Source organism: Rhizobium sp. CECT 9324, from assembly GCF_918741265.1.
In the GTDB taxonomy this organism is placed as follows: Bacteria; Pseudomonadota; Alphaproteobacteria; order Rhizobiales; family Rhizobiaceae; genus Allorhizobium.
This window is the reverse complement of the sequence record NZ_CAKKMZ010000001.1, coordinates 1,856,976-1,883,440: the sequence shown is the minus strand read 5'-3', so window position 1 is coordinate 1,883,440 and position 26,465 is coordinate 1,856,976. Positions and strand designations below refer to the sequence as shown.

Genomic DNA, 26,465 nt, shown 5'->3' with positions numbered 1-26,465 from the left:
CGGCTAAGCGCCGGCTCGCCGATGTCTTCATCCTAGATCGGGGTCAAGGTATGGAACTGGGATTGAAGACGATAGGCTTCAGGGCTTCTTTTCCCAGCGACCTTCCGTCGTCTGCTGCCAATAGGTCAATGCATGCCCCTCTCCCTTGAGGCGCTTCCATTGACCACGCGCGGCCTCGAGCTGCTGCTGATCATAGCCGTCGAAAACGAAGACAACGCGATCGTAGTCGAGGACCGCTGGCGGCTCGGCACCGTCGATCATGAAACGCACGGTCGCGTTGTTGATATTGTCAGGCAGGATCGTCAGCAAGATCGGCTGGGTATCCGGCGCCTCTCCATCATCGGTGCCATGCGGCAGGAAGCTGTCTTCCCGGTAGACCCACAAATGCTGATCGAGCGCATCACGCAGATCCTCATCGCTGGTCTGGACCGTGACCCTCCAGCCGCGCTCGATGCTTTTCTCCAGCAGCGGCGGGAGAGCATCCTCCAGCTTTGATTCCGTCAGGTGATAAAAGAGTATTTCTGCCAAAAGCCCTGCCCCTTCCGATCTCAGGCTTCGTAGCTGGCGCGAACCAGCTCGTCGAGCAGACGCACGCCGAAGCCGGAGCCCCAGGACTGGTTGATCTCGTCCGACGGCGAGCCCATGGCCGTGCCGGCAATGTCGAGATGCGCCCATGGCGTATCCTTGACGAAACGCTTGAGGAACTGTGCGGCGGTGATCGAACCCGCATGACGACCACCGGTGTTCTTCATGTCGGCGAATTTCGAATCGATCAGCTTGTCGTAGTCCTTTCCGAGCGGCATGCGCCATAGCCGTTCGTTGCTCGCCAGGCCAGCCGAGAGCAGGTTTTCCGCGAGTTCATCATCGTTGCAGAAAAGACCGGCATGCAGGTTGCCGAGTGCCACCAGGATAGCGCCGGTCAGCGTTGCGAGATTGATCATGAATTCCGGGGCGAAACGCTCGTTGCAATACCAGAGCGCATCGCAGAGAACGAGACGGCCTTCAGCATCGGTGTTGATGACTTCGATCGTCTGGCCGGACATCGAGGTGACGATGTCACCCGGACGCTGCGCATTGCCGTCGGGCATGTTTTCGACAAGCCCGATGATACCGATGACATTGGCTTTCGCCTTGCGCGCGGCAAGCGTATGCATCAGACCCGTCACGGCGGCGGCACCGCCCATGTCACCCTTCATGTCCTCCATGCCACCGGCCGGCTTTATCGAAATGCCGCCGGTGTCGAAGACGACGCCCTTACCGATAAATGCGATCGGCTTGTCCTTGGCCTTGCCGCCATCCCATTTCATGATCACAAGGCGCGGCGGACGCACCGAGCCCTGGGCAACGCCGAGCAAAGCACCCATGCCGAGCTTCTTCATGTCCTTTTCGGTCAGGATCTCGATCTCGACGCCGAGTTTCTCGAGTTCCTTGGCCTTCGCGGCAAATTCCAGCGGGCCGAGGATATTGGCAGGCTCGTTGACCAGGTTGCGGGCCAGAATGACGCCCTCCGCGACCGCTTCGGCATCGACAAATGCCTTCTTCGCAGCGGCGGGATCCGCCGTGACGATGGCAACCTTGACCGTCTTTTCATTGGCCTTGGAGTCGTCGTCCTCGCCTTTCTTCGTCGTCTTGTAGTTGTCGAATTTGTAGGCGCGCAGCATCATGCCGAGCGCGAAATCGGCGGCAGCCTTCGGAGTCACCACGAGATTCGGCACATCGAGATAGACAGTCACTTTTTCCGCACCCTTCAGCGCCGCCATCGCGACACCGCCGGCACGAAGCCAGTCATGGGGCTTCAGCGCTTCGGCCTTGCCGAGCCCAACCACCACCAGCCGATCCGCTTCCGAGCCGTGTGGGGCAACGATATCGAGCGTCGCCATGGCTTTACCCGTGAATTTTCCGACCTTTGAGGCACGCGCATACACGCCAGCCGGATCCGCATCCGCCAAACCTGCCGGCGTCTCGGCCTCGGCCGTCTTGAGCAAGATTGCAACGCCGCCCGTAACGGCCTGGGACTTGGTAAAGGCGATAGAGAGCTTGGTGGACATGGTGCTTCCCTTGACGTGGATAGGGCTAATAAATGTGTGGCGATCTTCGCCTTTTCCGCCGCGAAGGCAAGGGCACGCATTTACCTAAGTGGCTGTATCCCCGTCTGATCTGGTGTCGAGACCGCCCGAAAGCGCCGGCACTGCGGTGTGGAAATCACGCTGTTGAAAAAAAACAGATTATGAAGGCGGAAAAAAACCTGTTCGCGGTCGCCAAATGGCCGCAAGCGTCGTAGAGACAAGCTCCTAAATCGCAGACGGGCCTCCCGGTTCGTCTTCAGGAAACCGTATGAAGCTTCTTGAACTCTATATCCTGCGACGTGTCGTGCAGATGTTCCTCACCGCCTTGCTGCCGGTGCTGGCGATCATTTGGACGACTCAGGTGCTGGCACGCATCAATCTGGTCACAGATAGCGGCCAGTCCGTGGGGTCATTCATGACGCTTGCGACGCTGATCCTGCCGACGATCGTCTCTGCGGTCCTGCCGTTTGCGCTGGTGATCGGCATCACGCAGACACTGACGGCGATGAACAATGATTCCGAGCTTGCGGTCATCGATGCAGCTGGCGCCTCGCGCGCCACCATCCTGCGGCCGATCATCAGCATGGCAGTCATCCTCAGCGTCTTTTCCTTCGCCATGATCAATTTTGTCGAGCCGAAAATGCGGGTCAATGTGCGTGAGATGATCGCGGCCGCCTATGCCGACCTGCTCTCGACCGTTATCGAGGAGAAATCTTTCCGTCGGTTGGATGAAGGCCTGTACATCCAGATTTCCGAGCGCCAGGGCCGTATCCTGAAAGGACTGCTGGTTGCCGATTCCCGCGACCCGTCCTCGGCCTTCATCTACTATGCCCGTGAAGGTGCGGTGGAAGAAAACGGCCAGGCACTTTTGATGCGCGACGGCGAGGTTCAGCGCAAGACCGTGGAAGGCAACGTCACAGTCATCCGCTTCGACTCCTATTCCTTTGACCTCTCCGAGCTTTCAAGCAACCGAGGACAGGCGCGCCTGAATTCCGGCGACCGGGACCTGGCATTCCTCCTCAATCCCGATCCCAATGATCCGCAATACACAGAGCGTCCCGGGAAATACCATGCCGAGCTCCACCGGCGCATGAGCGTCTGGCTCTTTCCGCTGGCCTTTGCCATGATCTCTCTCGTGATCTGCGGGGACGCGCGCTCGCATCGTGAAGCACGACTGCATCCGATGGCAGCCTCTCTGCTTTTGACGCTCGGGCTTTTCTGGTTGTCCAACTATACGGTTTCGCTGGCGGAACAGGCGAGTGCAACCACGCCGTTGATCTACCTGGTTCCGCTGTCAGCCATAGTCCTGTCAAGCTTTGTCCTTTACAGCGGCAAGCGCCTGAGCCTGCCCAAGCCGATGGCCAATGCACTGACGCGGCTTCAGACCCGGCTGCGCAAGCTTGCGCCCCAGGATGAGAGTTCCAATGCCGGAGGTGCGGCATGATCCGGACACTCGGTCGCTACTTCTTCCGCCGATACATGATGACCGCCTTCTGGTTTTTCCTCGGCGTTACGTCCCTTGTCTTCCTGATCGATTTTACCGAATCGTCTGGACGCTTCGGCTCCCTGCCCGGTGCTTCGGTGACAGGTACCTTACTTTTGACAGCGCTGCGTCTGCCGCTGATCATCCAGCAGACCGTTCCCTTCATCGGTCTTTTTGTCGGCATGACCACCCTGATTGCGCTCAACCGCAAATCCGAGCTTGTGGTCGCGCGCGCAGCCGGTATCTCCGCCTGGCAGTTCATGACGCCATTCGTGTTCGGCGCCTTCCTCATCGGGCTTGCCACAACCTTGCTGATCAATCCGCTTGCTGCCTATGGGCAGGGCAAGGCTCTGTCGCTGGAGGCCGAATGGCGCGAGGGCTCCAATCGCACCACGACAGTGTCCGTGCCATGGCTGCGGCAGATCAGTGGCGATACCGACGTCGCCATGGGTGCCAGAACCGTTCTCGAGGACGGAACACAACTCGTCGATGCCGTGCTCATTCACTTCGATTCCGAAGGGCGAATTGCGCTGCGGCAGGACGCACGCACGGCAAACTTGAAAGATGGTTACTGGCTGCTTAACGACGTTCTGGAGACCCGTCCCGGAGAGATGCAGAAAAGGCTCGCGACAGCCCAGGTTGCTACAAATCTCCAGAAGGACTTCATCCAGGAACGTTTGGCACAACCGGAAACCGTTGCTTTTTATGATCTTTTTCAGAAAATTCGAGTGGCGCGTTCGTTCGGCGTGCCAACACAGGCTTTGGAGACGCAGTTCCACTCGCTGCTCTCCCTTCCGTTTCTTCTCGTTGCAATGACCCTCATCGCCGCAACCGTGTCCATAAAGTTCAGCCGGTTTAACCAATCCCGCTCTGTTATTCTGGGTGGAATCGTTTCAGGCTTCGTGCTTTATGTCGCAACAGTGCTTGTGAAAGCATTCGGAAGCAGCGGCGTGATGCCGCCATATGTTGCGACCTGGGTACCAGTTGTCGTAGCGATGGCATTGGGGGCAACGATTCTGCTTCATAAGGAGGATGGTTAGTGGCGGTAAAAGACCGCGGGAATATCAGAAGGCTCACGGTAGCCCTGCTGACGAGCGTTGCTGTGTGTGCGTTTGCGCCTGCAGAGCAATTCGCTTTCGCGCAGGATGCGAGCCAGACCTCCGCACTGAATCCCAATCTTCCTGAAGACGCCAAGCTGCTGCTTGCCGCCAACGAACTCATCTATGACAAGGATGCCGAGCGGGTTTCCGCGACCGGCGCCGTGCAGATCAATTATGCGGGCTACCAGATGGTTGCCAGGCGTGTTGACTATGATCAAAAGAGCGGGCGCGTCACCGCATCCGGAAATATCGAGCTGATCGAGCCGGGCGGCAACCGGATCTACGCCGAGTCGCTCGACGTGACTGACAATTTTGCCGACGGCTTTATCCAGGCGCTCAGGATCGAGACGTCCGACAATACACGTGTCGTCGGCGAAAGCGCCGAACGGGTTGGCGGCACGCAGATGATCCTGCACAAGGGCGTCTACACCGCCTGCCTTCCATGCGCCGACAATCCGGAACGCCCGCCGCTCTGGCAGGTCAAGGCCGAGCGCGTTGTCCAGGACGGCAAGAAGCACACCGTGCGGCTGGAAAAGGCGCGCTTCGAACTGTTCGGCTATTCGTTGGCCACGCTGCCTTTCATCGAAGTGCCGGATAATACGGTCAAGCGGAAAACCGGCTTCCTCTTCCCCGAAATGCGGACCTCCGAGAATCTCGGTTTCGGCATTGCCGTTCCCTACTACATCGCCATTGCGCCTGATCGCGACGCCACCATCACGACGACCGGCTATACCGATCAGGGCGCGTTGCTCGAAGTCGAGTTGCGTCAGCGTTTCGAAAAGGGCGAGGCCAATTTGCGCTTCGCCGGCATCGATCAGATGAACCCCGACCGTTTCACCGCAAATACCAGCGATGCGAACCGAGACGTGCGTGGGCTTGTCGCGTCCAAGGGAGCGTTTCGGATCAATCCTCGCTGGACATTCGGCTGGGATGTGATGCTGCAAAGCGACAACAACTTTGCGCGAACCTATTCGCTCAACGGCCTCGACGAATCCACGCATACGAATACCGCCTACCTGACGGGTCAGGGCGAACGTAACTTCTTTGACATGCGCGGCTATTATTTCGACGTGCAGGATGCCGACGTCAACGACACAGCCGAAAAGCAGCAGGCTGTCGTGCTGCCGTCGATCGACTACGACTACTACGCGCCAGAGCCCGTGGCCGGCGGCCAGCTTTCCGGTAAGCTGAACTTCACGTCTTTGTCACGGTTTGATGGTGACGAGACGTTGATCGACACAAACGGCGATGGAATCGGCGATTTTACCCGCTTTCGCGGTCTGAAAGGCAACTCCACACGCCTATCCGCCGAAGCGGAATGGGAACGGACGTTCAGCGCTCCGGGCGGACTGCAACTCACGCCTTTGTTTGCCGCGCGTGGCGACGCATTCGGCCTGTCGATGGATGCGCCGGTGGGCTACACCGGAAATTACACGACCGATGACGCCGCCACCCGCTACATGCTGACTGCGGGCCTTGAGGCGCGTTATCCGTGGCTGGTCACAACCAACAATAGCAGCCATATCTTCGAGCCGATTGCGCAGATCTACGTGCGCAATGACGAGCAGATGGCCGGCGAATTGCCCAACGAAGATTCACAGAGCTTCGTCTTCGATGCGGCCAACCTGTTCGAGCGTGACAAATTCACCGGCTATGACCGCGTCGAAGGCGGCACACGTGCCAATCTCGGCATTCGCTATACCGGCAGCTTCGACAATGGTGTGGGCCTGCGCGGCATCCTCGGCCAGTCCTTCCATCTGGGTGGGGTAAACTCGTTCACAACCGATGATCTCGTCGCCGTCGGCTCGGAGTCAGGCCTGGAAACCGATGCGTCCGACTACGTGGCTCTGGCCGGTATCGACCTGCCGTTCGGCGTGTCGCTCAGCACCAGCGTCCGACTCGACGAAAAGACGCTGGAACTGCGTCGCACCGATGCAACGGCCGCCTATACGTCGGATCGTCTGCAGACGAGCCTGACCTTTACCCAGCTCGACGCACAACCGGAATACGGGTTTAAGGAAGAAAATCAGGCCATCAGTTCGTCGGCTTCGGTCAAGATCAACGAGTTCTGGTCGGTCTATGGCTCGGTGAACTATGACATTGATGCCGATGTGTTCAACCGTCGCAGCATCGGTATTTCCTACGCTGACGAATGCACCGTCCTGTCGATTGGCTATACCGATAAATACGATCCGGACGACTCGTCTGCGAGCGACTGGACGATTGGTGGTCGACTGGTCTTCAGGACACTCGGCGAGATCAAACTCAGCGACAATTCGTTCGAGTAGGCGATCGTCCAGCTGAGGTCATTGTTTTGCCGCATGGATTGTGCAATTCCTGCGACAGTCTATTGGTCAACACGAAGAAATTGAACCGGTCAGCCAATCTGGGCTGTTCGGGGAAAGGATTACAGATGGCTTCTGCGAAACAAGGGACAAGCTTCATGCTTGCCGCAGTGATCGCGCTGTCCCTCAGTGTCAGCCCCACATCGTTCACTGCTCCGGCGGCGGCGGCAACATCGGTTGTCGCAGTCGTCAACAAAACGGCAATCACCAGCGGCGACGTTGCGCGACGGGCAGCATTCCTGCGCCTGCAGCGCCGCGGTGGAAACACGCAGAAACTCGCCAAGGAACAGCTTGTCGACGAAGCCCTGAAGCGGCAGGAAATTTCGCGCGTCGGCATGTCGGTCAGCACGACCGACGTCGATGCAGCGTTTGAACGCTTCGCCGCGTCCAACAAGATGACCTCATCGCAGCTCAGTGGCGTTCTCGATCAGGCCGGCGTCGGTGCCGCGCATTTCAAGGCCTATATCGCGGTGTCGATGAGCTGGCCGCGACTGGTCAATGCCCGCTATGCGGCCGGCTCGAAGAACAAGCTCTCCAACCAGGAGCTTGTGACCCGACTGTTGGAAAACAAGCAGAAGCCTGTGACCACCGAGTACTTCCTGAAGCAGATTATCTTCGTGGTTCCTGCGTCGAAGAAGGGTATTGCCGGCAAGCGCAAGGCTGAAGCCGAGAAGTCGCGCGCCTCGTTCCCGGGCTGCGATCAGGCCATGGCCTTTGCAAAGAACTACCTCGACGTATCCGTACGCGATCTTGGTCGCGTGTTGGAACCGGAACTTCCGCCGGATTGGAAGCCCCTGATCGAGAAGGCAAATGGCGGAACGACAGCCACACGCGTGACCGAGCGCGGCGTCGAATACCTGGCAATCTGCAACCAGCGCGAGGTATCCGATGACCTGGCGGCCGAGGTCGTTTTCCGCGCCGAAGATCTCGGCAAGGAAAGCAAGGGCGAAAATCCGGATTCAGACAAGTATCTCGAAGAGCTGCGATCCAAGGCTCAGATCGTCATTCAGTAACAAGGCCAAAGCCGAGATATGACCGATGCCCTTCTTCCGCTCGCGCTGAGCCAAGGCGATCCAGCAGGCATTGGTCCGGATATTGCGCTGCAAGCCTGGCTTCGACGTGATGCGCTTGATCTGCCGCCTTTTCTCTATATCGGCGATGCCGAGGTGCTTCGCGTCCGCGCGCGTCAACTGGAGATTGACGTCAGGCTCCAGGAGGTGGACGTCGCTGAAACCGCCACGGTGTTTGGTGCGGCCCTGCCCGTTTTCCACATTCCGACCGGCACCGAGGTCTTGGCCGGATCCCCGCATGTTGCGAATGCAAAGGGCACCATCGGCGCGATCGAAACAGCCGTACAGCTCTGCTTCGAGGGCAAGGCGCGAGGTGTCGTCACCAACCCGATTGCCAAATCGATCCTCTACGAAGCAGGCTTCGGCTTTCCAGGTCATACGGAATTCCTTGCCGATCTCGCAGCGAGGCAGGTCGGTCATGCGGTCAAACCCGTGATGATGCTAGCTGGACCGAAGCTGCGCGCCGTGCCTGTCACGATCCACATTGCAATCAAGGACGTGCCCCAGGCGCTGACACAGGCCGGCATCGTCGAAACCTGCCGGATCATCGCGCATGATATGCGCCAACGTTTCGGCATTGAGGCACCGCGGCTTGCGGTGGCAGGGCTGAACCCGCATGCGGGAGAAGGCGGCGCCATCGGCCACGAGGATGACGATATCATTCATCCGGCGATCCGGACCTTGCGCGACGAGGGCATCGATGCCTTCGGACCCCTGCCTGCCGACACGATGTTCCATGACGAAGCGCGTCAGCGCTACGATGTGGCAGTCTGCATGTATCACGATCAGGCCCTGATCCCGGCAAAAGCGCTCGGTTTTGACGACAGCGTCAATGTCACGCTTGGGCTGCCCTTTGTGCGCACCTCGCCGGATCACGGCACCGCCTTCGGGCTTGCCGGAACCGGCCTTGCCCGCGAGCATAGCTTGGTCGCCGCTATCCGAATGGCTGACCAGATCAGCCGCATATCGAAAGTACAGTCCTAATGGCCGCACTGGATGGTTTGCCGCCGCTTCGCGACGTGATTGCCAAGCATGGCCTGGATGCGCGCAAGGCGCTTGGACAGAACTTCCTGCTCGACCTCAACCTTACGCAGAAGGTTGCGCGGACGGCTGGCTCGCTGGAAGGCGTCACCGTCTTCGAAGTCGGCCCGGGTCCCGGTGGATTGACGCGGGCCATCCTTGCGCTTGGAGCCAAGAAGGTGATCGCCGTCGAGCGCGATCCGCGCTGCCTGCCGGCGCTGGCCGAAGTGGCTGAACACTATCCCGGCCGTCTCGAGGTGATCGAAGGCGATGCCCTGAAAACCGATTTCGAGGCGATGGTGCCGGAAGGCCCGGTCAAAATCATTGCAAATCTGCCGTATAACGTCGGAACGCAGTTGCTGGTGAACTGGCTGCTGCCGAGGCAATGGCCGCCCTTCTGGCAGTCGCTGACGCTGATGTTCCAGAGGGAAGTCGGGCAGCGCATTGTCGCCAATGAGGACGACAACCATTACGGCCGGCTTGGGGTTCTGTGCGGCTGGCGCACCGAGTCGCATATGGCCTTCGACGTGCCGCCCCAGGCGTTCACGCCACCGCCCAAGGTCACCTCGACGGTGGTTCACCTGACGCCGCGGCTCAATCCGCTGCCCTGTGATCCCGACAAGCTCGAGAAAGTCACCATGGCGGCATTCGGTCAACGACGTAAGATGCTACGCCAGAGCCTGAAGCCCGTGGGCGGTGAGGCCTTGCTGGCGAAAGCCGACATTGACCCGCAACGCCGGGCTGAAACGCTGAGCGTCGAGGAATTTTGCCGGCTCGCCAATCTGCTGTGAACTGCTGTCCTGCGCGGACATCGATGCTTGTAAACCAGGTAGCCGCTCGGCCCTCAGGCGCCTGTGTGCGATTTCAAACAATAGTCCTGCCCGCCAAGGCACAGGCAAATTTCTTCCGCCAGTCGGCACTGTAGCGCTGCCGCCTGATGATCCTGGGTGCTCTCAATCTTCCGGCGTTCGAGATCAGCATGAAAACGACGCGGATAAGCGAGATCGCGGACCTTGAAACATGAAATATTCCCCCATGCTCTGGTTCACGGCTAACCTGCCCGCTGCGCCGAGCTTTCGGCTGGCAACGATCTTGACGGCAGGGTCGGCTTAAGCCCAACCAATCTGTAACTCGGACTTTGAGGAAAACGACGTGGTGCAATCTCGACCGAATATCCTGATCCTGATGGTGGACCAGTTCAACGGAACTCTCTTTCCCGACGGGCCTGCCGAATTCCTCCACGCACCGCATTTGAAGGCTCTGGCTAAGCGCTCCGTGCGTTTCGCCACCAGCTACACGGCGAGCCCTCTCTGTGCCCCTGCCCGCGCCTCCTTCATGTCCGGCCAATTGCCGAGCCGCACGCGGGTCTATGACAATGCGGCGGAATTCGCCTCAGACATCCCGACCTTCGCACATCATCTGCGGGCTGCGGGCTACCAGACAAGCCTGTCCGGCAAGATGCATTTCGTCGGGCCGGACCAGTTGCATGGCTTCGAGGAGCGACTGACCACCGACATCTATCCGGCCGACTTCGGCTGGACGCCGGATTACACCAAGCCCGGCGAACGGATCGACTGGTGGTATCACAACCTCGGTTCGGTCACCGGCGCCGGTGTCGCCGAGATCACCAACCAGATGGAGTATGACGACGAGGTCGCCTATCATGCGAACCGCCGGCTTTACGATCTGTCGCGCGGCCAGGACGATCGCCCGTGGTGCCTGACTGTCAGCTTCACCCATCCGCACGACCCCTATGTCGCACGGCGCAAATACTGGGATCTCTATGAGAATTGTGCGGAACTCGATCCGAAGGTTTCGCCCATCCCCTATGAGGAGCAGGACCCGCATTCCAAGCGCCTGATGGATGCCTGCGACCACACGGCCTTTGCGATCACCGACGAGGATATTCGCCGCGCCCGCCAGGGCTATTTCGCCAACATCTCCTATGTCGATGACAAGATCGGCGAGATCCTCGACGTGCTCGATCGCACCCGCATGGCGGACAATACGGTGATCCTGTTCGTCTCCGATCATGGCGACATGCTGGGCGAGCGTGGTCTGTGGTTCAAGATGAACTTCTTCGAAGGCTCCGCCCGCGTGCCATTGATGATGTGCGTGCCGGGCGTTGAGCCGCGGCTGGTGACGCAGCCCGTCTCCACCCTTGATGTGACGCCGACGGTCGCTGGCCTTGCCGGCATCGATATCTCGACGCTCGCCCCCTGGACCGACGGCGAGGATCTGATGCCGCTGGCGACGGCGACAGGCGGACGCGGTCCGGTGCCGATGGAATATGCGGCTGAGGGCTCGATCGCACCACTCGTCGGCATCCGCGACGGCCGGTTCAAGCTGACCCTCTGCGACGTCGATCCGCCGATCCTGGTCGATCTGGACGCCGATCCGCAAGAACTGGTCAATCTGGCCGATGATCCGGCCCATGCCGGGGTTTTCGCGCAGTTGAAAGCCAAGGCGTTGGCGCGTGGCGATCTTTCACGCTTCGATGCCGCCGTCCGCGAGAGCCAGGCGCGCCGCCATGTCGTCTATGCAGCATTGCGCAACGGCGCCTACTTCCCGTGGGACTACCAGCCGCTGCAAAAGGCGTCCGAGCGCTACATGCGCAACCACATGGACCTGAACATCCTGGAAGAAAGCCAGCGCTTTCCGCGGGGCGAATAGTCGAAAAAGCCGGCACAGGGTGTTCTTCCTCCCTGTGCCGGCACAAAAACGGGGCAAAAGCCTGTGGTCAGGCGATTAGGCCCTCGACGAAATCGAACAGGCCATGGCGACGGTCGCGGCGCAGGCGCTCGGCCTTGACGATCGACTGCACGGCGTCGAATGCCGCCTGCAGATCGTCATTGACGATCACGTAGTCGTATTCGCGCCAATGGGCGATCTCGGCGCGAGAATTGGCAAGACGCGTCTGGATGACCTCCTCCGTGTCTTCGGCACGGCGATGCAGGCGCGACTGCAGTTCGGCCATGGTCGGCGGCAGGATGAAGATCGAGACGACATCGGCCGACATCTTTTCCTGCAACTGCTGGGCGCCCTGCCAGTCGATATCGAACAGCATGTCGCGGCCCTCGCCCATCGCCGTTTCCACGGCTTCACGCGGCGTGCCGTAGTAGTTGCCATGCACCTGCGCCCATTCCAGCAGCGAGTCGCTGTCGCGCAGGCGCTCGAATTCGCGCTGGGAAACGAACTGGTAGTGCACGCCCTCGATTTCACTCTGGCGACGCTGGCGGGTGGTCACGCTGACCGACAGGCCGATCTGCTTGTCCTTGTCCATCAGCGTGCGGGCAATGGTGGATTTGCCGGCGCCGGACGGCGAGGAAATGACCAGCATCAGGCCCCGCCTGGCGATCTTGACGTGTGCAGGCGCAATGTCGGCCATGAACTACTCCAGATTTTGAACCTGTTCCCGGAACTGGTCGATGACGACCTTGAGTTCGATGCCGGCGGAGGTCACTGCGACGGCATTTGATTTGGAACAGATCGTATTTGATTCTCGGTTAAATTCTTGTGCTAGGAAATCGAGTTTGCGGCCGATCGGACCGCCTGCGGCCAGTAATTCGCGCGCGGCGATCACATGCGCCTTCAGCCGGTCGATCTCCTCACGCAGATCGGCCTTGGTGGCAAGCAGGGCAATCTCGGAATGCAGTCGGTCGCGATCAAGGCCGGATGTGTTGTCGAGAATGGCGGCCAGCTGGTTTTCCAACCGGCGACCGATCTCTTCCGGGTGGCGTGAGGGATCGGCTTCGATACGAAGCGCCAGATCCTCGATCCGGGTGATCTGGTCTTCGAGCACCCGGCGCAAGGCATCACCTTCGCTGGCGCGCATCTCGACGAGTGCTGCAACAGCCCGCTCGAGGCCTGCGACAATGTCGCCATCACGGGCAGCGATCGCTGCCTCGTCATCCGCAGCCTCGCGCAGATCCACAAGCCCGCGGATCGACAGGAGCGTATCGAGGCGCAGCGGTGCTGGATCGATCAGGTCGGGGCCGAGTTCATCGCGCAAACGTAGCACCGCATCGAGCGCATCGCGGTTGAGCACCGCTTCCACCCGGTTCTCGCTCACGGTGAGCGAGAGTGCCACCTGCAAATTGCCGCGCGTCAGGCGCTCGGTGACCAGGCGCCGAACCTCTGTCTCCAAGTGCTCAAGCCCCTGGGGCAAACGCGGACGGATATCGAGACCCTTGCCGTTGACCGAGCGGAACTCCCAGGCCCAGCGGTAGCGCCCGGTCGTTCCCTCGCTGCGGGCAAAGCCCGTCATGGATTGCAGCATCATTGGCCGTGCCCCCTTGCCCGGTCGTCAGTTCTACTTGGCCTGCGGATCCACTTCCGGTGCAACATCCAGTGTTGCAGGCGGATTGGCGGCACGTTCTGCCTCGAGTTTGCGCCAACGACGGACATTGGCATTGTGCTCTTCGAGCGTGGCGGCAAACACGTGTCCCCCGGTGCCGTCCGCAACAAAATAGAGATCCTGGGTCTTCCACGGATGCGCGACGGCTTCAAGCGCTGCACGGCCCGGATTGGCGATCGGTGCCGGCGGAAGGCCCTTGATCACATAGGTGTTGTAGGGCGTTTCCTTCTTGATGTCGGACTGGAAGATCGGCCGGTCGGCTGGTTTTCCATCGCCGCCGAACAGGCCATAGATGATCGTCGGGTCAGACTGCAGGCGCATACCCTTTGCCAGGCGGTTGATGAAGACGGATGCCACATGGGCACGTTCGTCATCCTTGCCGGTTTCCTTCTCGACGATCGAGGCGAGCGTGATGAACTCTTCCTTGGTCTTGACCGGAAGATCCGGATCGCGGCGTTCCCAGATCTGGTCGATCAGGCGCTGTTGTGCCGCGGCCATCTGGCTGACGATCTCGGCCCGATTGGTGCCGCGCGAGAACTTGTAAGTATCCGGCCGCAGGCTGCCTTCGGCCGGCAGTTCGGTCGGCAGATCACCTTCCAGGATCGGATCTTCGGCCAACCGCTGGAACATCTGCTTGACGGTCAGGCCTTCCGGCAGAGAGACCGAATACAGGATCGACTTGCCCGAGCGGAGCAGTTCGGTCACTTCCTTCATCGACGCGCCAGCCTTGACCTCGTATTCGCCGGCCTTGAGCGTGTCGCCCTCGTCCAGGTAGGTCGCCGTCACATAGCGATAGATGCGGGCGTCGGAAACGATGTTGTTGCGCTCGAGATTGTTGGCAATCTCAGCCAGTCCCGCACCGCTTCGCACGACGAAATTGGTATTGGTCGCCAGCGGACCCGGCTTTTGGTAGCTGTCCATGATGTAGAAGAAACCGGCGACCGCGACCACGCCGACGAAGACGATCATCGTCATGACGAAGTTCAGGAAGATGACAACCTGGCTGCGGGCCTTGCGCGAACGACGCGGCGGCTGCGGCACACGTTCCGGGCGCAGTGCCTCGTTTGGTGACTTCGGAATGATCGGCCCCTTTGTCGTTGCCTTGGCTTCGGCCTCGCGGCCAAAGGAAACACCGTTGTTCTGGCTACCGCCGTTCTGGCTGTTGTCGGTCACCGGCAATCCTTCTTTGTTTCGCTGTCGCTGCTCTTTCAGCCAGCAATGCGGCAAAATCCGGGTTTGCGCGCAACGCAGTGCGTCGGGACGGTGCACTGGGCGGGCGTCAGATTTCTATCCGCAAAAAAGGGGTGCGGGCAAGACCGGCACCCCCGTCATTCAATCCAATGGCAAGGTCAAAGGCTGCCTGGAGGCAACCGTTGCCTCTTTCGCCTCAGGCTTCGTAGCGGCGCAGGACCAGCGAGGCATTCGTCCCGCCGAAGCCGAAGGAATTCGACAGGGCAACATTGATGTCGCGCTTGCGGGCCTTATGCGGCACGAGATCGATCGCGGTCTCGACCTGCGGGTTGTCGAGGTTCAACGTCGGCGGCGCGATATTGTCACGGATCGCCAGCGCCGAGAAGATCGCCTCGACGGCGCCGGCGGCACCGAGAAGATGGCCGATCGCCGATTTTGTCGAGGACATCGAGATCTTCGAAGCGTGTTCGCCAACCAGGCGTTCAACGGCGCCGAGCTCAATCGTGTCGGCCATGGTCGAGGTGCCATGGGCGTTGATATAGTCGATATCGCCAGCCGTCAGACCGGCACGCTTGAGCGCCATGGTCATGCAGCGGAAGGCGCCATCGCCGTCTTCCGACGGTGCGGTGATGTGGAATGCATCACCCGACAGGCCATAGCCGACAACTTCGGCATAGATTTTGGCGCCGCGCGCTTTGGCGTGTTCGAGATCTTCCAGAACGACAATGCCAGCGCCCTCGCCCATGACAAAACCGTCGCGGTCCTTGTCATACGGGCGCGAAGCCTTGGTCGGATCGTCGTTGTGGGCGGTCGACAGCGCCCTGCAGGCGGCAAAGCCGGCCAGCGAAATGCGGCTGATCGGCGATTCCGTGCCGCCGGCGACCATGACGTCGGCATCGCCGAGCGCGATCAGACGGGCGGCATCGCCAATGGCGTGCGCGCCGGTCGAACAGGCCGTAACGACGGAATGGTTCGGGCCACGCAGCTTGTGGCGGATCGATACCTGGCCCGAGGCCAGGTTGATCAGGCGACCGGGAATGAAAAACGGCGACAGCCGGCGCGGACCCTTGTCGCGGAGGATGTGACCGGCTTCGACGATGCCTTCCAGACCGCCAATGCCCGAGCCGATCAGAACGCCGGTGGCGCACTGGTCGTCATAGGTCTTGGGTTCCCAACCGGCATCCTTCAGCGCCATGTCGGCGGCTGCAATGGCGTAAATGATGAAATTGTCGACTTTGCGCTGCTCTTTCAGCTCCATCCAGTCGTCGGGGCTGTAAGCACCCTCGCCTTCGGTTGGAATGCGGCAGGCAATCTTGGCCGGGAGGTCATCGACCTGAAATTCGGTGACGAGGCGCGCGCCGCTCTGGCCAGCCAGAAGGCGTGTCCAAGTCAGTTCCGTTCCGCATCCGAGAGGAGATACCATGCCGGTACCGGTGATAACGACACGTCTCATCGTCCGAGCCCATCCCACGCTTTTGACCGCAGTCTTTTAAATACAGCAAGGCCCGCATGTCGCGGGCCCCGGCAGGATGGGTGGCCTCGGCCACCCTCCCGCATTATGTCAGTCGATTAGGCCTGAGCCTTCTCGATGAACTTGACAGCGTCGCCGACCGTCAGGATCGAGTCTGCTGCATCGTCCGGAATTTCAACGCCGAATTCTTCTTCGAAGGCCATGACCAGTTCGACAGTGTCGAGCGAGTCGGCGCCCAGATCGTCGATGAAGCTCGCGCCTTCGACAACCTTTTCAGCGTCTACGCCGAGATGATCAATTACAATTTTCTTCACGCGTTCTGCGATATCGCTCATGTCGGTTTCCTCGACCTTCTTAATCTCAGAGGGTGCCGTAATGGCTTCCCTGCCCTGCATTAGCCGGTGATCGTCTAAGACCCCACCAGCAAACCCGATCTGCTCCGCCTAGAGCAGTTTATACAAACAAAAGCATAAACTTCGGCCCATAGAACGGAACGACTGTTTACAGTCATGGCCCGCTTAACACGGTTTACCCGCGCCGCAAAGCCAGAAATTCGCCCGCAGCCCTTGCTCAACATGCAATTGCCGCAAACGAAATCCAAGCGCCCGAAGGCGTCAGATCATCGCCATGCCACCGTTGACGTGCAAGGTCTGGCCAGTCATGTAGCCCGCCTCGGTGGAAGCGAGATAAAGAACGGCTGCGGCGATGTCCGAACCGGCGCCCATGCGCTTCATCGGGATCGCGCCCATGATCGCTTCCTTCTGCTTCTCGTTGAGCTTGCCGGTCATGGCGCTCTCGATAAAGCCTGGCGCAACACAGTTGACCGTCACGTTGCGGGTGGCGATTTCCTGGGCGAGCGACTTGGAGAAACCGATCATGCCGGCCTTGGAGGCACAGTAATTGGCCTGGCCCGGATTGCCGGTTACGCCGACGATCGAGGTGATGTTGATGATGCGGCCATAGCGGCGGCGCATCATCGGATGCGTCAGTTCGCGGGTCAGGCGGAAGACGGAGGTGAGGTTCACTTCCAGAACCGCGTCCCAGTCAGCGTCGCTCATGCGAACGAAAAGGCCGTCCTTGGTGATACCGGCATTGTTGACGAGGATATCGACGCCGCCGAGTTCGGCCTCGGCCTTTTCGCCAAGCGCCTTGACTTCGTCCCGGTCGGACAGATTGGCCGGAAAGATATGCACGCGCTCGCCGAGTTCTGTGGCAAGCGCCTCCAGCTTCTCGACGCGGGTGCCGTGCAGGCCGACGATAGCGCCCTGTTTGTGCAGCAGGCGGGCGATCTCTTCGCCAAGGCCACCGGTTGCGCCGGTAACGAGGGCCTTGCGGCCGGTCAGATCAAACATGATCGCGTTCCTTATGGATCCAGGATTATCGTATCAGCCGTTCAGCGCAGCAAACGCTGCGTCGATATCGGCCGGCGTGTTCACGGCAATGCCGGAAAGATTCTTGTCGATGCGGCGTGCAAGACCGGTGAGGACCTTGCCGGAGCCGATTTCATAAAGCGTGGTCACGCCATTGGCGGCAAACCATTCGACCGTCTCGCGCCAGCGCACCTGGCCGGTGACCTGTTCGACCAGCAGGCCGGCGATCTCGTCGGCGGACATCACCGGGGCGGCACGGACATTGGCGATCAACGGCACGACCGGATCATGCTTTGCAACGCCTGAAAGCGCGTCGCGCATGGCATCGGCTGCCGGAGCCATCAGTGCCGAATGGAAGGGTGCGGAAACCGGCAGCATGATGGCGCGCTTGGCGCCCTTTTCGGTTGCCAGAGCCGCTGCCTTTTCGACAGCCGCCTTGCCACCGGAGATGACCAGCTGGCCACCGCCATTGTCATTGGCGATCTGGCACGGGCCGATAGCCGCGGCTTCGGTGCAGATCGACTGAACATCGCCGTGCTCCAGGCCGATGATCGCCGCCATGGCACCCGCGCCGACCGGAACCGCGGCCTGCATGGCATTGCCGCGGATACGCAGAAGACGGGCGGTGTCGCCGATCGAGAAGGTACCGGCTGCGCACAGCGCCGAATACTCGCCGAGCGAATGGCCGGCGACAAAGGAGACCTTCGATTTCAGGTCGAGACCCTTGGCTTCGAGAACCCTGATGACGGCCATGGAAACGGCCATCAGGGCCGGCTGGGCATTGGCGGTCAGGGTCAGCGTTTCTTCCGGGCCGTTCCACATGACGTCGGACAGCTTCTGGCCAAGCGCCTCGTCGACTTCCTCGAAAACGACGCGCGCTTCGGGATAGGTATCGGCAAGGTCCTTGCCCATTCCAACGGCCTGGCTGCCCTGACCGGGAAAGGTGAATGCGACTGTCATGGGCTTTTCTCCCTGGGTTTTTCCCTTCCAATTCACATTCTGACCTTGCGAGTCAAGCCTTGGAACATCCATAGGCCCGCAGCAAGCGGCGCAAGTCACAGGCATATTGTGGTGAGATTGCCGTGCAAAGCCATCTTGCGGTGCGTCAATTTCCCACTAAATTGTGTGGCAACCTTCCAAGGCCCTTTTCGGGCGACTTTCCATATTCGAGGCATATCTGATGAAAATGAACCGGCTCGGCCGCACCGATATCCATGTTTCCGAAATCTGCCTCGGCACCATGACCTGGGGCTCGCAGAACACCCAGGATGAAGCCTTCGAGCAGATGGACTATGCGCTTGCGCATGGCGTCAATTTCTTCGACACGGCGGAACTCTATCCGACGACACCATTGTCGCCCGCGACCTATGCCGACACCGAGCGCATGATCGGCAACTGGTTCGAAAAGACCGGCAAGCGAAAGGACGTCGTCCTGGCAACCAAGGTTGCGGGTGCCGGACGAGAATACATCCGTGGCGGCGCGCCGATCACGGCGCAATCGCTTCTGGATGCCGTCGACGCCAGCCTCTCGCGGCTAAAGACGGACTACATCGACCTTTACCAGATCCACTGGCCGAACCGCGGCCATTTCCATTTCCGCGGCGCTTGGAACTACGATCCCTTTGCCCAGGATAAGACGCGCACCGAGGACGAGATCAGCGAGAAGCTCGAGGCGCTTGGCGCCTGCGTCAAGGCCGGCAAGATCCGGGCGATCGGCCTGTCGAACGAGACGACATGGGGCACGCAGAAGTTTCTTTCCCTTGCCGAACAGAAAGGGCTGCCGCGCGTCGCCACGATGCAGAACGAATATAACCTGCTCTACCGGCACTTCGATCTCGACATGGCGGAACTGTCGCATCACGAGGATGTCGGCCTGCTTGCCTATTCGCCGCTTGCCGGCGGGATCCTGTCGGGCAAATATCTCGGCGGTGACAAGCCTACCGGCTCGCGCGGCACCATTGGCGATATCGGCGGACGTCTCGTCTCCTATCAGGAACCTGCAACCCGCACCTATGTAGAACTCGCGAAGACACATGGGATCGATCCGTCGGCCATGGCTCTTGCGTTTTGCCTGACGCGCAAATTCATGGCCTCTGTCATTATCGGTGCGACCTCGATGGCACAGTTGAAGATCGATATCGGTGCTGCTGACCTGAAACTCTCCGACGAGATCCTCAAGGAGATCGCCAAGATTCACCGCCTCTATCCGGCAACGATCTGACTTCGGGCGCTACCGAACTCCGACAACACTTCCCCAGGGGCGGCGCCATGAAAATTGGGCGCCGCCCTTGCCTTTCCAGCAAATGCGCGTATAAGCCGCGCTGTTCACAACACCCGGTCTCATGGCTGGTGGCTGAACGGAGGGCCGGCTTTCGCAAGGGAGCCGCAGGAACCGAAGGGTTTTCCGGCCTCCCGTGTCTCCGCTCTCGACCGTCTCGATACAACAGCTTTTCTTGCCTTGGCCTTATGCCATTCAGGAGCAGTCGTTGAGGCTTAGCGCCGGATCCGGGTGACGACAAACGCAAGAAAGGCAAAGCTATCATGGCTCTTTACGAACATGTACTCCTTGCCCGACAGGATATGTCCGCACAGCAGGTTGATGCCCTCGTAGAACTCTACAAGGGTGTTATCGAAGCAAACGGCGGCAAGGTCGGGCGTGTAGAAAACTGGGGCCTCAAGTCCCTGACCTACCGCATCAAGAAGAACCGCAAGGCTCACTACGCTCTCATGGACATCGAAGCACCGGGTGCTGCGATCCACGAGATGGAGCGCCAGATGCGCATCAACGAAGACGTTCTTCGTTACATGACCATCGCTGTGGAAGCCCACGAAGAAGGCCCGTCTGCAATGATGCAGAAGCGCGACCGTGACGACCGTCCGCGTCGTGATGGCGACGATCGTGGCCCGCGCCGCGAAGGTGGCTTCGGCGATCGTGGTCCGCGTCCGGACCGTGCACCGCGCGAAGGTGGCTTCGAGCGTCGTCCGCGCGAAGACCGCGCGTAATCTGAGCAAAAGGAGAAAACACAATGGCTGATGCATCCTCTTCTCAGGCACGTCGTCCCTTCCATCGTCGTCGCAAGACCTGCCCCTTCTCGGGCGCCAATGCACCGAAGATCGACTACAAGGACGTCCGTCTCCTGCAGCGCTACATTTCCGAGCGCGGCAAGATCGTTCCTTCGCGTATCACCGCAGTTTCCCAGAAGAAGCAGCGCGAACTGGCCCAGGCCATCAAGCGCGCCCGTTTCCTCGGCCTGCTGCCTTACGTCGTAGCATAATCTGATCAGAAGCCTGCCGGTCACCGATCGGCGGGCTTCATCCCTTCCGCGTTGGGCGCGGATCGGAACCAATGCCTGGGGACACTGCTTCATGCGCTGCATGAGCGACTTCAGGTGAAATCCCATGCTGGGGACCGGCTTCAGGATCTGAGTCCGATTTTTCCCCTAACTGCTTGAACCAGCAGGACAGCGACATTGCAAAAACTGGACGGAAAATTGCTGATGACCGGCGTACTCGCCGGTATTACCGCCGCACTTCTGGTGCTGGGCGCGACCGCACAGCCGTCTCTTGCATCCATTCTCTATGCAGCATCCGCCCTGCCCGTGCTGATCGTCGGCCTCGGCTGGGGCAATCTTGCCTCGATCGCCGCGATCGTCACGGCTGCCGCCCTTGGCGCCGTCAGCGTGTCGCCGATGTTTGCCATCGGCATGGCGCTGTTTACGCTGGCGCCTGCCGGTTGGCTCGCGCATCTGGCAAGCCTGGCGCGACCAGCCGCTGAAATCGGCGGGCCTGACAATCTGATGGCATGGTATCCGCTCTCGGACATCCTGCTGCAACTCTGCGCCTTCGTGGCTGCAGCGGTCATCCTGCTCGGCATCATCATCGGTTTCGGCCCGGAACTGACGGGACAACTCGTCGATGCCCTGACGACCGCGATGAGCACGCAGGATCCGGCGATGTTGCCTGACCCGGCCGCACTGGAACAGCTGAAGCGCACTATGTTGCTGCTTTTGCCGATCATTCAGGGTGGCACATGGGTGATCCTGCTGTTCACCATGTACTACATCGCCATGCGGGTCGTTTCGGCGTCGGGTCGCGCCCAGCGTCCGCGCGAGAATATTCCGTCGGCCCTGCGCATGAACCGCAATGCGGTCTTCATCTTCCTCGCCGGCATTCTCGCCTGCTTTGCCGGCGGTGTGCCCGCGATGATCGGTGCCACGGTCTGTGGCACATTCGGCGCGGGTTTCCTGATTTCGGGCTTTGCCTCGCTGCATCTGCGCTCGCAAGGCAAGGACTGGCGCCTGCCGGTGCTGATCCTCGCCTATCTCTCGGCGATCATGCTGCTACCGCTTCTCATTCCCCTGATCATCGGCCTGGCGGATACACGCCGTGCCGTTGCCCTGACGCCGGCCCAAAAGGCCGACACGCCTCACGACGACCAACCGTAACCCAACTCTGAAAGGAAAAGATCATGAACGTCATTCTTCTTGAACGCATCGCCAAGCTCGGCCAGATGGGCGAAACCGTAAAGGTAAAGGACGGCTTTGCCCGTAACTACCTGCTGCCGCTCGGCAAGGCACTGCGCGCAAACGCTGCCAACAAGACCCGTTTCGAAGCCGAGCGCGCAACGCTCGAAGCCCGTAACCTCGAGCGCAAGTCGGAAGCCCAGACCGTTGCCGACGCCCTCGAAGGCAAGTCCTTCATCGTCGTCCGTTCGGCTGGCGAAACCGGCCAGCTCTACGGTTCTGTTGCTGCTCGCGACGTTGTCGAGATCCTGGCTGCCGAAGGCTTCAACATCGGCCGCAACCAGGTCGAGCTGAACACACCGATCAAGTCGATCGGCCTGCACAGCGTTGTTCTGCACCTCCATGCAGAAGTCGAAAAGGCTATCGAGCTGAATGTTGCCCGTACGGCTGAAGAAGCCGAGCGCCAGCAGAAGGGCGAAAGCCTGACTTCGGCCGACGCCATCTACGGCATCGACGAAGATGCGCTTCGTCCGGAAGACTTCTTCGATCCGGACGCAGACCGCGACGGCGACGACGAATAAGCCTCACGGTTTATCCACATGAAAATGCCCGGTTCGAGATCTCGAACCGGGCATTTTTCGTTGAACCATCCCGAATATGGGTCGCCACGCGTTGAGGTGTGCGGCACGTTCATTCAGAAGGACGCCCGCCGCAAGCAACAACAAAATGCTGCCCTTGATGGAGCTGGCCAAAATCAACACAGTTGAGCGTGCGGAGCCAGCTGTCATGCGCCGCGAGATCCCAGGGCCGCGCTGCGATTCTCGCCAAAGCGAGTCAAGAAAAACATTGAGAAAAGAGCAGAGCCTGTGGAAACTTGGGATGAGTTCGAAAAGCTCAATGGCCCCATCCCCGGGACCGTCCAAAGGTTGAATTGCTGTTGACTTGAGCGGCGGCTGCGGACAAACCCATTGCACAATCCGATAGTCCGACATGAAGAAGAAACGGTAGACCGCTATGAGCGATGCATTGCGAAAAATTGCTCCAGCACCACAGGGCGAACCGCTCTACAGGGAAGCTCCGAACAATATCGAAGCCGAACAGGCTTTGCTTGGCGCGATCCTGGTCAACAATGATGCCTATTACCGCGTCTCCGACTTTCTCAAGCCGCCGCATCTCTATGAGCCGCTGCACCGCAAGATCTTCGAGGTTGCCTCGGAAATCATCCGCATGGGCAAGACCGCAAACCCCGTCACAATCAAGACCTTCCTGCCAGCCGACCAGCGCGTCGGCGATCTGACGGTCGCCCAGTATCTGGCGCGCCTCGCCTCTGAAGCCGTCACCATCATCAATGCGGAAGACTACGGCCGGGCGATCTACGACCTGGCGCTGCGCCGCGCGTTGATCACGATCGGCGAGGACGTCGTCAATATCGCATATGACGCGCCACTCGACATGCCGCCGCAGTCGCAGATCGAAGACACCGAACGGCGCCTATTCGAACTGGCGGAAAACGGTCGCTACGACGGCGGCTTCCAGTCGTTCAACGATGCTGTCGCTTTGGCCGTCGACATGGCCGGTGCAGCGTTCGAGCGCGACGGCAATCTTTCGGGCATCTCGACGGGCATCATGTCGCTCGACAGCAAGATGGGCGGCCTGCAGCGCTCCGACTTGATCGTGCTCGCCGGGCGTCCGGGTATGGGCAAGACCTCGCTTGCCACCAACATCGCCTGGAATATCGCCGCATCCTACGATCCGGAAGTCATGCCGGACGGTTCGATGAAGGCCAAGAACGGCGGCGTCGTCGGCTTCTACTCGCTCGAAATGTCGTCCGAACAGCTCGCCACCCGTATCATGTCCGAGCAGACGGAAGTCTCCTCGTCGAAAATCCGCCGCGGCGACATTACCGAGCATGACTTTGAAAAACTGGTGGGCTTCTCGCAGACCATGCAGAAGGTGCCGCTGTTCATCGACCAGACCGGTGGTATTTCCATTGCCCAGCTGTCAGCCCGCGCACGCCGCCTCAAGCGCCAACGCGGCCTCGACTGCCTGGTGGTGGACTATATCCAGCTGATGACCGGCTCCGGCAAATCCGGGGAAAACCGCGTTCAGGAAATCACCCAGATCACCACCGGCCTGAAGGCGCTCGGCAAGGAACTCAATGTTCCGATCATCGCGCTGTCGCAGCTGTCGCGTCAGGTCGAAAGCCGCGAAGACAAGCGTCCGCAGCTTTCCGACCTTCGTGAATCGGGCTCGATCGAGCAGGACGCCGACGTCGTGCTGTTCGTGTTCCGCGAGGAATACTACGTCAAGAACCTCGAACCGCGCGATATGGGCGATCCGAAATACCCCGAATGGGAACAGCTGATGGACAAGGTCAAGGGCACGGCCGACGTCATCATCGCCAAGCAGCGTCACGGACCGACCGGCACCGTCAAGCTCGCCTTCCAGGCGGAGTTCACCCGCTTTGCAGATCTCGCCGAGCCGAGCTTCACCCAGTATGAAGAGGCGTGACGGTTTCAACCGGCATGCATTTGCAGCGATAAAGCCTATACGCCGAGCCAGCGCAGGAGCGCGACGGTCAAGACACCCGCTGTTGCCGCAGGCAACAGCGGCAGGCGGAGTGCAGCTACGGCCGTGACCGCGCAGGCCACGGTTTCTGCCCATCCGGCTGCCAGCGCGGTGGGCGTCACCACAGCCATCAGGACAGCCGGAGGCACGACGCCGAGCGCCTTTTGCGCCCTGTCGCCAAGATCGAGCCGCCTGACCAGCAGCGAGCCGGCCAGTCGCGTGAACACCGTGGCGACCATCATCGCGACGATGGCGGCCAATGTCGTCAGATCAAGGCTCATGCCGTCTGCTCCTTGTGGGCGAGCGGCACGAAGGCTGCGCCGAGACCGGCTAGCGCGCCGGCTGCGATATACCAGGCACCGGGCACGAGGTGATAGACAACGAGCGAGGCGGCCGCGCTGGCGATCAAGACGAGCCCCGTTTCGCGACCCTTCCAGAAGCCCATCAGCAAGACGATGAAAACTGCCGGAAAGGCGAAATCGAGTCCGAAAACGGCCGTGTAGCCGATCACCTTACCCAGCAGAGCACCGGCCAGGCTGGAGACGACCCAGCCGCAGTAGAAGGGCAAGGCAAGGCCTACATAGAATGCCGGGCGCAGGACCGTGGTCCGCGCCCTTGCCTCGGCCACTGCCCAGATCTCGTCGGCCATCACAAGCAGCGACGGCAGTTTTTGCCACGCGTGAAAACGACCAAGGCTGCGCTCCAGCGATGCCCCCATGAGGATGTGACGCAGGTTGACCAGCAGGGCCGCAAAACCAAGGGCTGCCCAGGAGGCCGGATGCGTCCACAGGTCCATGGCGACGAATTGTGAGCCGCCGGCAAATACCAGCGCACTCATAAGCCCAACTTCCAGAGGCGAAAGCCCCTGCCCCACCGCCACGGTTCCGAAAACGAAACCGATGGGTACCGCGGCAAACAGCAGTGGCGCTATGGCGCGCAGTCCACTGAGGAATTCGCGCCGGAACGATATGTCGTGCATTGGAGACCTCCTGATGCCCGCGGTCCTAAAGATCCGGCGCATGGCGGTCTTGAACGAAAGTGACTATCGCCGATACTTGCCTGGCGTCAGGCCTGTGCGTGCCTTGAAATGGCGGGTGAAATGCGCCTGATCGGCAAAACCGCAGGCCAAGGCGGTGTCGGCGGGGCTCTCTCCGCTGCGCAGCAGATGGCGGGCATGACGGATGCGCAGATCGGTCTGATAGGCATGCGGCGTGATGAAATAGTGCCGGCGGAAGGCCCGGATCAGATGGGCACGACTTAGCCCCGCCTCGCGCGCCAGCCCCTCCAACCCGATCTCCTGATCGAAATGTGCGAGAATATAGTCGCGGGCACGGCGCACGCCGACAGGCTCGGAGAAGTTCTGCGGAACGATGAACGCGCTGCCATGGCGGGAGAACATCGCCGACAACACCGTGTACATGCTCTCTTCGCTCTCCAGTTCGCTTGATCCATCCTCCAGTCTGCTGTGCGCGCGACTGAATGCCTCGGCCAGGTGCGGATCGACCAGCAACTGCCTGGAAAAGCTGGGCGTTCCGTGAAAGGCGCGTTCGGTCGCCTCCTCCAGGATCTCGGTAAACAAGGCAACGTCCGGATACACCATGCGGTACCGATAACCTTCATCGGCGCCGGGCTGGCCATCATGCGTTTCGCCCGGATTGATCAGGTAGAGCGCTCCTGGCCCGGTATGCGCTCGCTCGCCTCGGATCATCGCAACCTGGCATCCGGCCTCGATCGCGCCAATGGAAAATGTGTCGTGCGAATGCGGCGAGAACTCATGCGTGATGAAGGTGGCCGCCATGCATTCCATGTTGCGGAACCGCTGGTCGCGCCAGAACCGCGTGCGTTCGGTCTGAACGGTCGGCATGGCGTCGGTGGCCTGTCTCTGTGAAACGTTGTGCATTGCGGAATTCTATCTCCAGCCGGCATTCCAGTCTTGAAGAAAAGTGCTAGGGTCCGAGCCA

General features: G+C 60.3%; 25 protein-coding genes. 13 read left to right on the top strand and 12 right to left on the bottom strand.

Translation table 11 applies throughout. The features are described from left to right. Positions 1-78: 78 nt before the first annotated feature. Both LQ231_RS09310 and LQ231_RS09305 read right to left on the bottom strand, forming a co-directional pair. A complete protein-coding gene (locus tag LQ231_RS09310) occupies positions 79-528 on the bottom strand; it encodes a DNA polymerase III subunit chi (protein WP_230171143.1) in 450 nt (149 codons plus the stop codon). 20 nt (positions 529-548) lie between these two features. After that, the gene (locus tag LQ231_RS09305) at positions 549-2,048 is read right to left on the bottom strand and encodes a leucyl aminopeptidase (protein ID WP_230171142.1); all 1,500 of its coding nucleotides are present in this window, start codon (positions 2,046-2,048) and stop codon (positions 549-551) included. A gap of 286 nt (positions 2,049-2,334) precedes the next feature. On the opposite strand from LQ231_RS09305, the gene LQ231_RS09300 reads away from it, so the two are divergent. The 7 genes from LQ231_RS09300 to betC all read left to right on the top strand — a co-directional run bounded on the left by LQ231_RS09300 (position 2,335) and on the right by betC (position 11,757). Beyond that, the gene (locus LQ231_RS09300) at positions 2,335-3,510 is read left to right on the top strand and encodes an LptF/LptG family permease (RefSeq protein ID WP_230171141.1); all 1,176 of its coding nucleotides are present in this window, start codon (positions 2,335-2,337) and stop codon (positions 3,508-3,510) included. Then, on the top strand, positions 3,507-4,589 hold the full coding sequence (lptG, locus tag LQ231_RS09295; RefSeq protein ID WP_230171140.1) for an LPS export ABC transporter permease LptG: 1,083 nt from the start codon (positions 3,507-3,509) through the stop codon (positions 4,587-4,589). Before LQ231_RS09300 ends, lptG begins: the two co-directional genes overlap by 4 nt. Continuing rightward, positions 4,589-6,937 carry an LPS-assembly protein LptD gene (locus LQ231_RS09290; RefSeq protein WP_230171139.1) on the top strand — a complete coding sequence of 783 codons (2,349 nt, stop codon included), beginning with the start codon at positions 4,589-4,591 and terminating at the stop codon, positions 6,935-6,937. The genes lptG and LQ231_RS09290 overlap by 1 nt, the downstream gene beginning before the upstream one ends. 125 nt (positions 6,938-7,062) lie before the next feature. Beyond that, a complete protein-coding gene (locus LQ231_RS09285) occupies positions 7,063-8,007 on the top strand; it encodes a peptidylprolyl isomerase (RefSeq protein WP_230171138.1) in 945 nt (314 codons plus the stop codon). 18 nt (positions 8,008-8,025) lie between these two features. Then, positions 8,026-9,048 (top strand): 4-hydroxythreonine-4-phosphate dehydrogenase PdxA, encoded by a 1,023-nt coding sequence (gene pdxA, locus LQ231_RS09280; protein WP_230171137.1) that lies wholly within the window; start codon positions 8,026-8,028, stop codon positions 9,046-9,048. Then, the gene (rsmA, locus tag LQ231_RS09275; RefSeq protein ID WP_230171136.1) at positions 9,048-9,875 is read left to right on the top strand and encodes a 16S rRNA (adenine(1518)-N(6)/adenine(1519)-N(6))-dimethyltransferase RsmA; all 828 of its coding nucleotides are present in this window, start codon (positions 9,048-9,050) and stop codon (positions 9,873-9,875) included. Before pdxA ends, rsmA begins: the two co-directional genes overlap by 1 nt. A gap of 361 nt (positions 9,876-10,236) precedes the next feature. After that, complete coding sequence (gene betC / locus LQ231_RS09270) at positions 10,237-11,757, top strand: choline-sulfatase (RefSeq protein WP_290371351.1); 1,521 nt, start codon at positions 10,237-10,239, stop codon at positions 11,755-11,757. A 67-nt stretch (positions 11,758-11,824) separates the two neighbouring features. Here betC and gmk read toward each other — a convergent pair whose 3' ends face one another. The 7 genes from gmk to fabD form a co-directional block, all read right to left on the bottom strand. Next, positions 11,825-12,472: a guanylate kinase gene (gene gmk / locus LQ231_RS09265; RefSeq protein ID WP_113140891.1), complete on the bottom strand. Its 648-nt coding sequence runs from the start codon at positions 12,470-12,472 to the stop codon at positions 11,825-11,827. A gap of 3 nt (positions 12,473-12,475) precedes the next feature. After that, positions 12,476-13,366: a YicC/YloC family endoribonuclease gene (locus tag LQ231_RS09260; protein WP_230171135.1), complete on the bottom strand. Its 891-nt coding sequence runs from the start codon at positions 13,364-13,366 to the stop codon at positions 12,476-12,478. A 30-nt stretch (positions 13,367-13,396) separates the two neighbouring features. After that, entirely contained in the window at positions 13,397-14,614 is a 1,218-nt protein-coding gene (gene mltG / locus LQ231_RS09255) for an endolytic transglycosylase MltG (protein WP_230171134.1), read from the bottom strand. A gap of 214 nt (positions 14,615-14,828) precedes the next feature. Continuing rightward, positions 14,829-16,085 (bottom strand): beta-ketoacyl-ACP synthase II, encoded by a 1,257-nt coding sequence (fabF, locus tag LQ231_RS09250; RefSeq protein WP_230171133.1) that lies wholly within the window; start codon positions 16,083-16,085, stop codon positions 14,829-14,831. Positions 16,086-16,201: 116 nt separating this feature from the next. Further along, positions 16,202-16,438 carry an acyl carrier protein gene (locus tag LQ231_RS09245; RefSeq protein ID WP_027507378.1) on the bottom strand — a complete coding sequence of 79 codons (237 nt, stop codon included), beginning with the start codon at positions 16,436-16,438 and terminating at the stop codon, positions 16,202-16,204. Between the two features lie 279 nt (positions 16,439-16,717). Beyond that, positions 16,718-17,455 carry a 3-oxoacyl-[acyl-carrier-protein] reductase gene (gene fabG, locus LQ231_RS09240; protein WP_113140888.1) on the bottom strand — a complete coding sequence of 246 codons (738 nt, stop codon included), beginning with the start codon at positions 17,453-17,455 and terminating at the stop codon, positions 16,718-16,720. A 33-nt stretch (positions 17,456-17,488) separates the two neighbouring features. Further along, positions 17,489-18,433 carry an ACP S-malonyltransferase gene (fabD, locus tag LQ231_RS09235; RefSeq protein ID WP_230171132.1) on the bottom strand — a complete coding sequence of 315 codons (945 nt, stop codon included), beginning with the start codon at positions 18,431-18,433 and terminating at the stop codon, positions 17,489-17,491. A gap of 220 nt (positions 18,434-18,653) precedes the next feature. On the opposite strand from fabD, the gene LQ231_RS09230 reads away from it, so the two are divergent. From LQ231_RS09230 to LQ231_RS09205, 6 genes are all read left to right on the top strand, one after another. Then, positions 18,654-19,694 (top strand): aldo/keto reductase, encoded by a 1,041-nt coding sequence (locus tag LQ231_RS09230; RefSeq protein WP_230171131.1) that lies wholly within the window; start codon positions 18,654-18,656, stop codon positions 19,692-19,694. A gap of 320 nt (positions 19,695-20,014) precedes the next feature. Further along, a complete protein-coding gene (rpsF, locus tag LQ231_RS09225) occupies positions 20,015-20,476 on the top strand; it encodes a 30S ribosomal protein S6 (RefSeq protein WP_007609011.1) in 462 nt (153 codons plus the stop codon). A gap of 23 nt (positions 20,477-20,499) precedes the next feature. Beyond that, positions 20,500-20,748, top strand: a complete 249-nt coding sequence (gene rpsR / locus LQ231_RS09220) for a 30S ribosomal protein S18 (RefSeq protein ID WP_003502063.1) — start codon at positions 20,500-20,502, stop codon at positions 20,746-20,748. Between the two features lie 195 nt (positions 20,749-20,943). Beyond that, on the top strand, positions 20,944-21,918 hold the full coding sequence (locus tag LQ231_RS09215) for a DUF2232 domain-containing protein (RefSeq protein WP_230171130.1): 975 nt from the start codon (positions 20,944-20,946) through the stop codon (positions 21,916-21,918). 23 nt (positions 21,919-21,941) lie between these two features. Next, complete coding sequence (gene rplI / locus LQ231_RS09210; protein ID WP_113140884.1) at positions 21,942-22,517, top strand: 50S ribosomal protein L9; 576 nt, start codon at positions 21,942-21,944, stop codon at positions 22,515-22,517. Between the two features lie 433 nt (positions 22,518-22,950). After that, positions 22,951-24,447 (top strand): replicative DNA helicase, encoded by a 1,497-nt coding sequence (locus tag LQ231_RS09205; protein WP_113140883.1) that lies wholly within the window; start codon positions 22,951-22,953, stop codon positions 24,445-24,447. Positions 24,448-24,482: 35 nt separating this feature from the next. On the opposite strand, the gene LQ231_RS09200 is transcribed toward LQ231_RS09205, so the two are convergent. The 3 genes from LQ231_RS09200 to LQ231_RS09190 all read right to left on the bottom strand — a co-directional run bounded on the left by LQ231_RS09200 (position 24,483) and on the right by LQ231_RS09190 (position 26,404). Then, positions 24,483-24,785: an AzlD domain-containing protein gene (locus LQ231_RS09200; protein ID WP_230171129.1), complete on the bottom strand. Its 303-nt coding sequence runs from the start codon at positions 24,783-24,785 to the stop codon at positions 24,483-24,485. Then, positions 24,782-25,483 (bottom strand): AzlC family ABC transporter permease, encoded by a 702-nt coding sequence (locus tag LQ231_RS09195; protein WP_230171128.1) that lies wholly within the window; start codon positions 25,481-25,483, stop codon positions 24,782-24,784. Before LQ231_RS09195 ends, LQ231_RS09200 begins: the two co-directional genes overlap by 4 nt. Before the next feature lie 63 nt (positions 25,484-25,546). Further along, entirely contained in the window at positions 25,547-26,404 is an 858-nt protein-coding gene (locus LQ231_RS09190) for an AraC family transcriptional regulator (protein WP_230171127.1), read from the bottom strand. Positions 26,405-26,465 lie beyond the last annotated feature (61 nt).

Bases quoted from the DNA above. Each gene is read 5' to 3' on its own strand.
- fabF (WP_230171133.1), bottom strand. From the start codon at position 16,085: ATGAGACGTGTCGTTATCACCGGTACCGGCATGGTATCTCCTCTCGGA.
- rsmA (WP_230171136.1), top strand. From the start codon at position 9,048: ATGGCCGCACTGGATGGTTTGCCGCCGCTTCGCGACGTGATTGCCAAG.
- rplI (WP_113140884.1), top strand. From the start codon at position 21,942: ATGAACGTCATTCTTCTTGAACGCATCGCCAAGCTCGGCCAGATGGGC.
- LQ231_RS09205 (WP_113140883.1), top strand. From the start codon at position 22,951: ATGAGCGATGCATTGCGAAAAATTGCTCCAGCACCACAGGGCGAACCG.
- lptG (WP_230171140.1), top strand. From the start codon at position 3,507: ATGATCCGGACACTCGGTCGCTACTTCTTCCGCCGATACATGATGACC.
- fabG (WP_113140888.1), bottom strand. From the start codon at position 17,455: ATGTTTGATCTGACCGGCCGCAAGGCCCTCGTTACCGGCGCAACCGGT.
- LQ231_RS09300 (WP_230171141.1), top strand. From the start codon at position 2,335: ATGAAGCTTCTTGAACTCTATATCCTGCGACGTGTCGTGCAGATGTTC.
- fabD (WP_230171132.1), bottom strand. From the start codon at position 18,433: ATGACAGTCGCATTCACCTTTCCCGGTCAGGGCAGCCAGGCCGTTGGA.
- LQ231_RS09285 (WP_230171138.1), top strand. From the start codon at position 7,063: ATGGCTTCTGCGAAACAAGGGACAAGCTTCATGCTTGCCGCAGTGATC.
- LQ231_RS09245 (WP_027507378.1), bottom strand. From the start codon at position 16,438: ATGAGCGATATCGCAGAACGCGTGAAGAAAATTGTAATTGATCATCTC.
- LQ231_RS09260 (WP_230171135.1), bottom strand. From the start codon at position 13,366: ATGATGCTGCAATCCATGACGGGCTTTGCCCGCAGCGAGGGAACGACC.
- LQ231_RS09305 (WP_230171142.1), bottom strand. From the start codon at position 2,048: ATGTCCACCAAGCTCTCTATCGCCTTTACCAAGTCCCAGGCCGTTACG.
- LQ231_RS09230 (WP_230171131.1), top strand. From the start codon at position 18,654: ATGAAAATGAACCGGCTCGGCCGCACCGATATCCATGTTTCCGAAATC.
- LQ231_RS09195 (WP_230171128.1), bottom strand. From the start codon at position 25,483: ATGCACGACATATCGTTCCGGCGCGAATTCCTCAGTGGACTGCGCGCC.
- pdxA (WP_230171137.1), top strand. From the start codon at position 8,026: ATGACCGATGCCCTTCTTCCGCTCGCGCTGAGCCAAGGCGATCCAGCA.
- gmk (WP_113140891.1), bottom strand. From the start codon at position 12,472: ATGGCCGACATTGCGCCTGCACACGTCAAGATCGCCAGGCGGGGCCTG.
- LQ231_RS09190 (WP_230171127.1), bottom strand. From the start codon at position 26,404: ATGCACAACGTTTCACAGAGACAGGCCACCGACGCCATGCCGACCGTT.
- rpsR (WP_003502063.1), top strand. From the start codon at position 20,500: ATGGCTGATGCATCCTCTTCTCAGGCACGTCGTCCCTTCCATCGTCGT.
- LQ231_RS09200 (WP_230171129.1), bottom strand. From the start codon at position 24,785: ATGAGCCTTGATCTGACGACATTGGCCGCCATCGTCGCGATGATGGTC.
- rpsF (WP_007609011.1), top strand. From the start codon at position 20,015: ATGGCTCTTTACGAACATGTACTCCTTGCCCGACAGGATATGTCCGCA.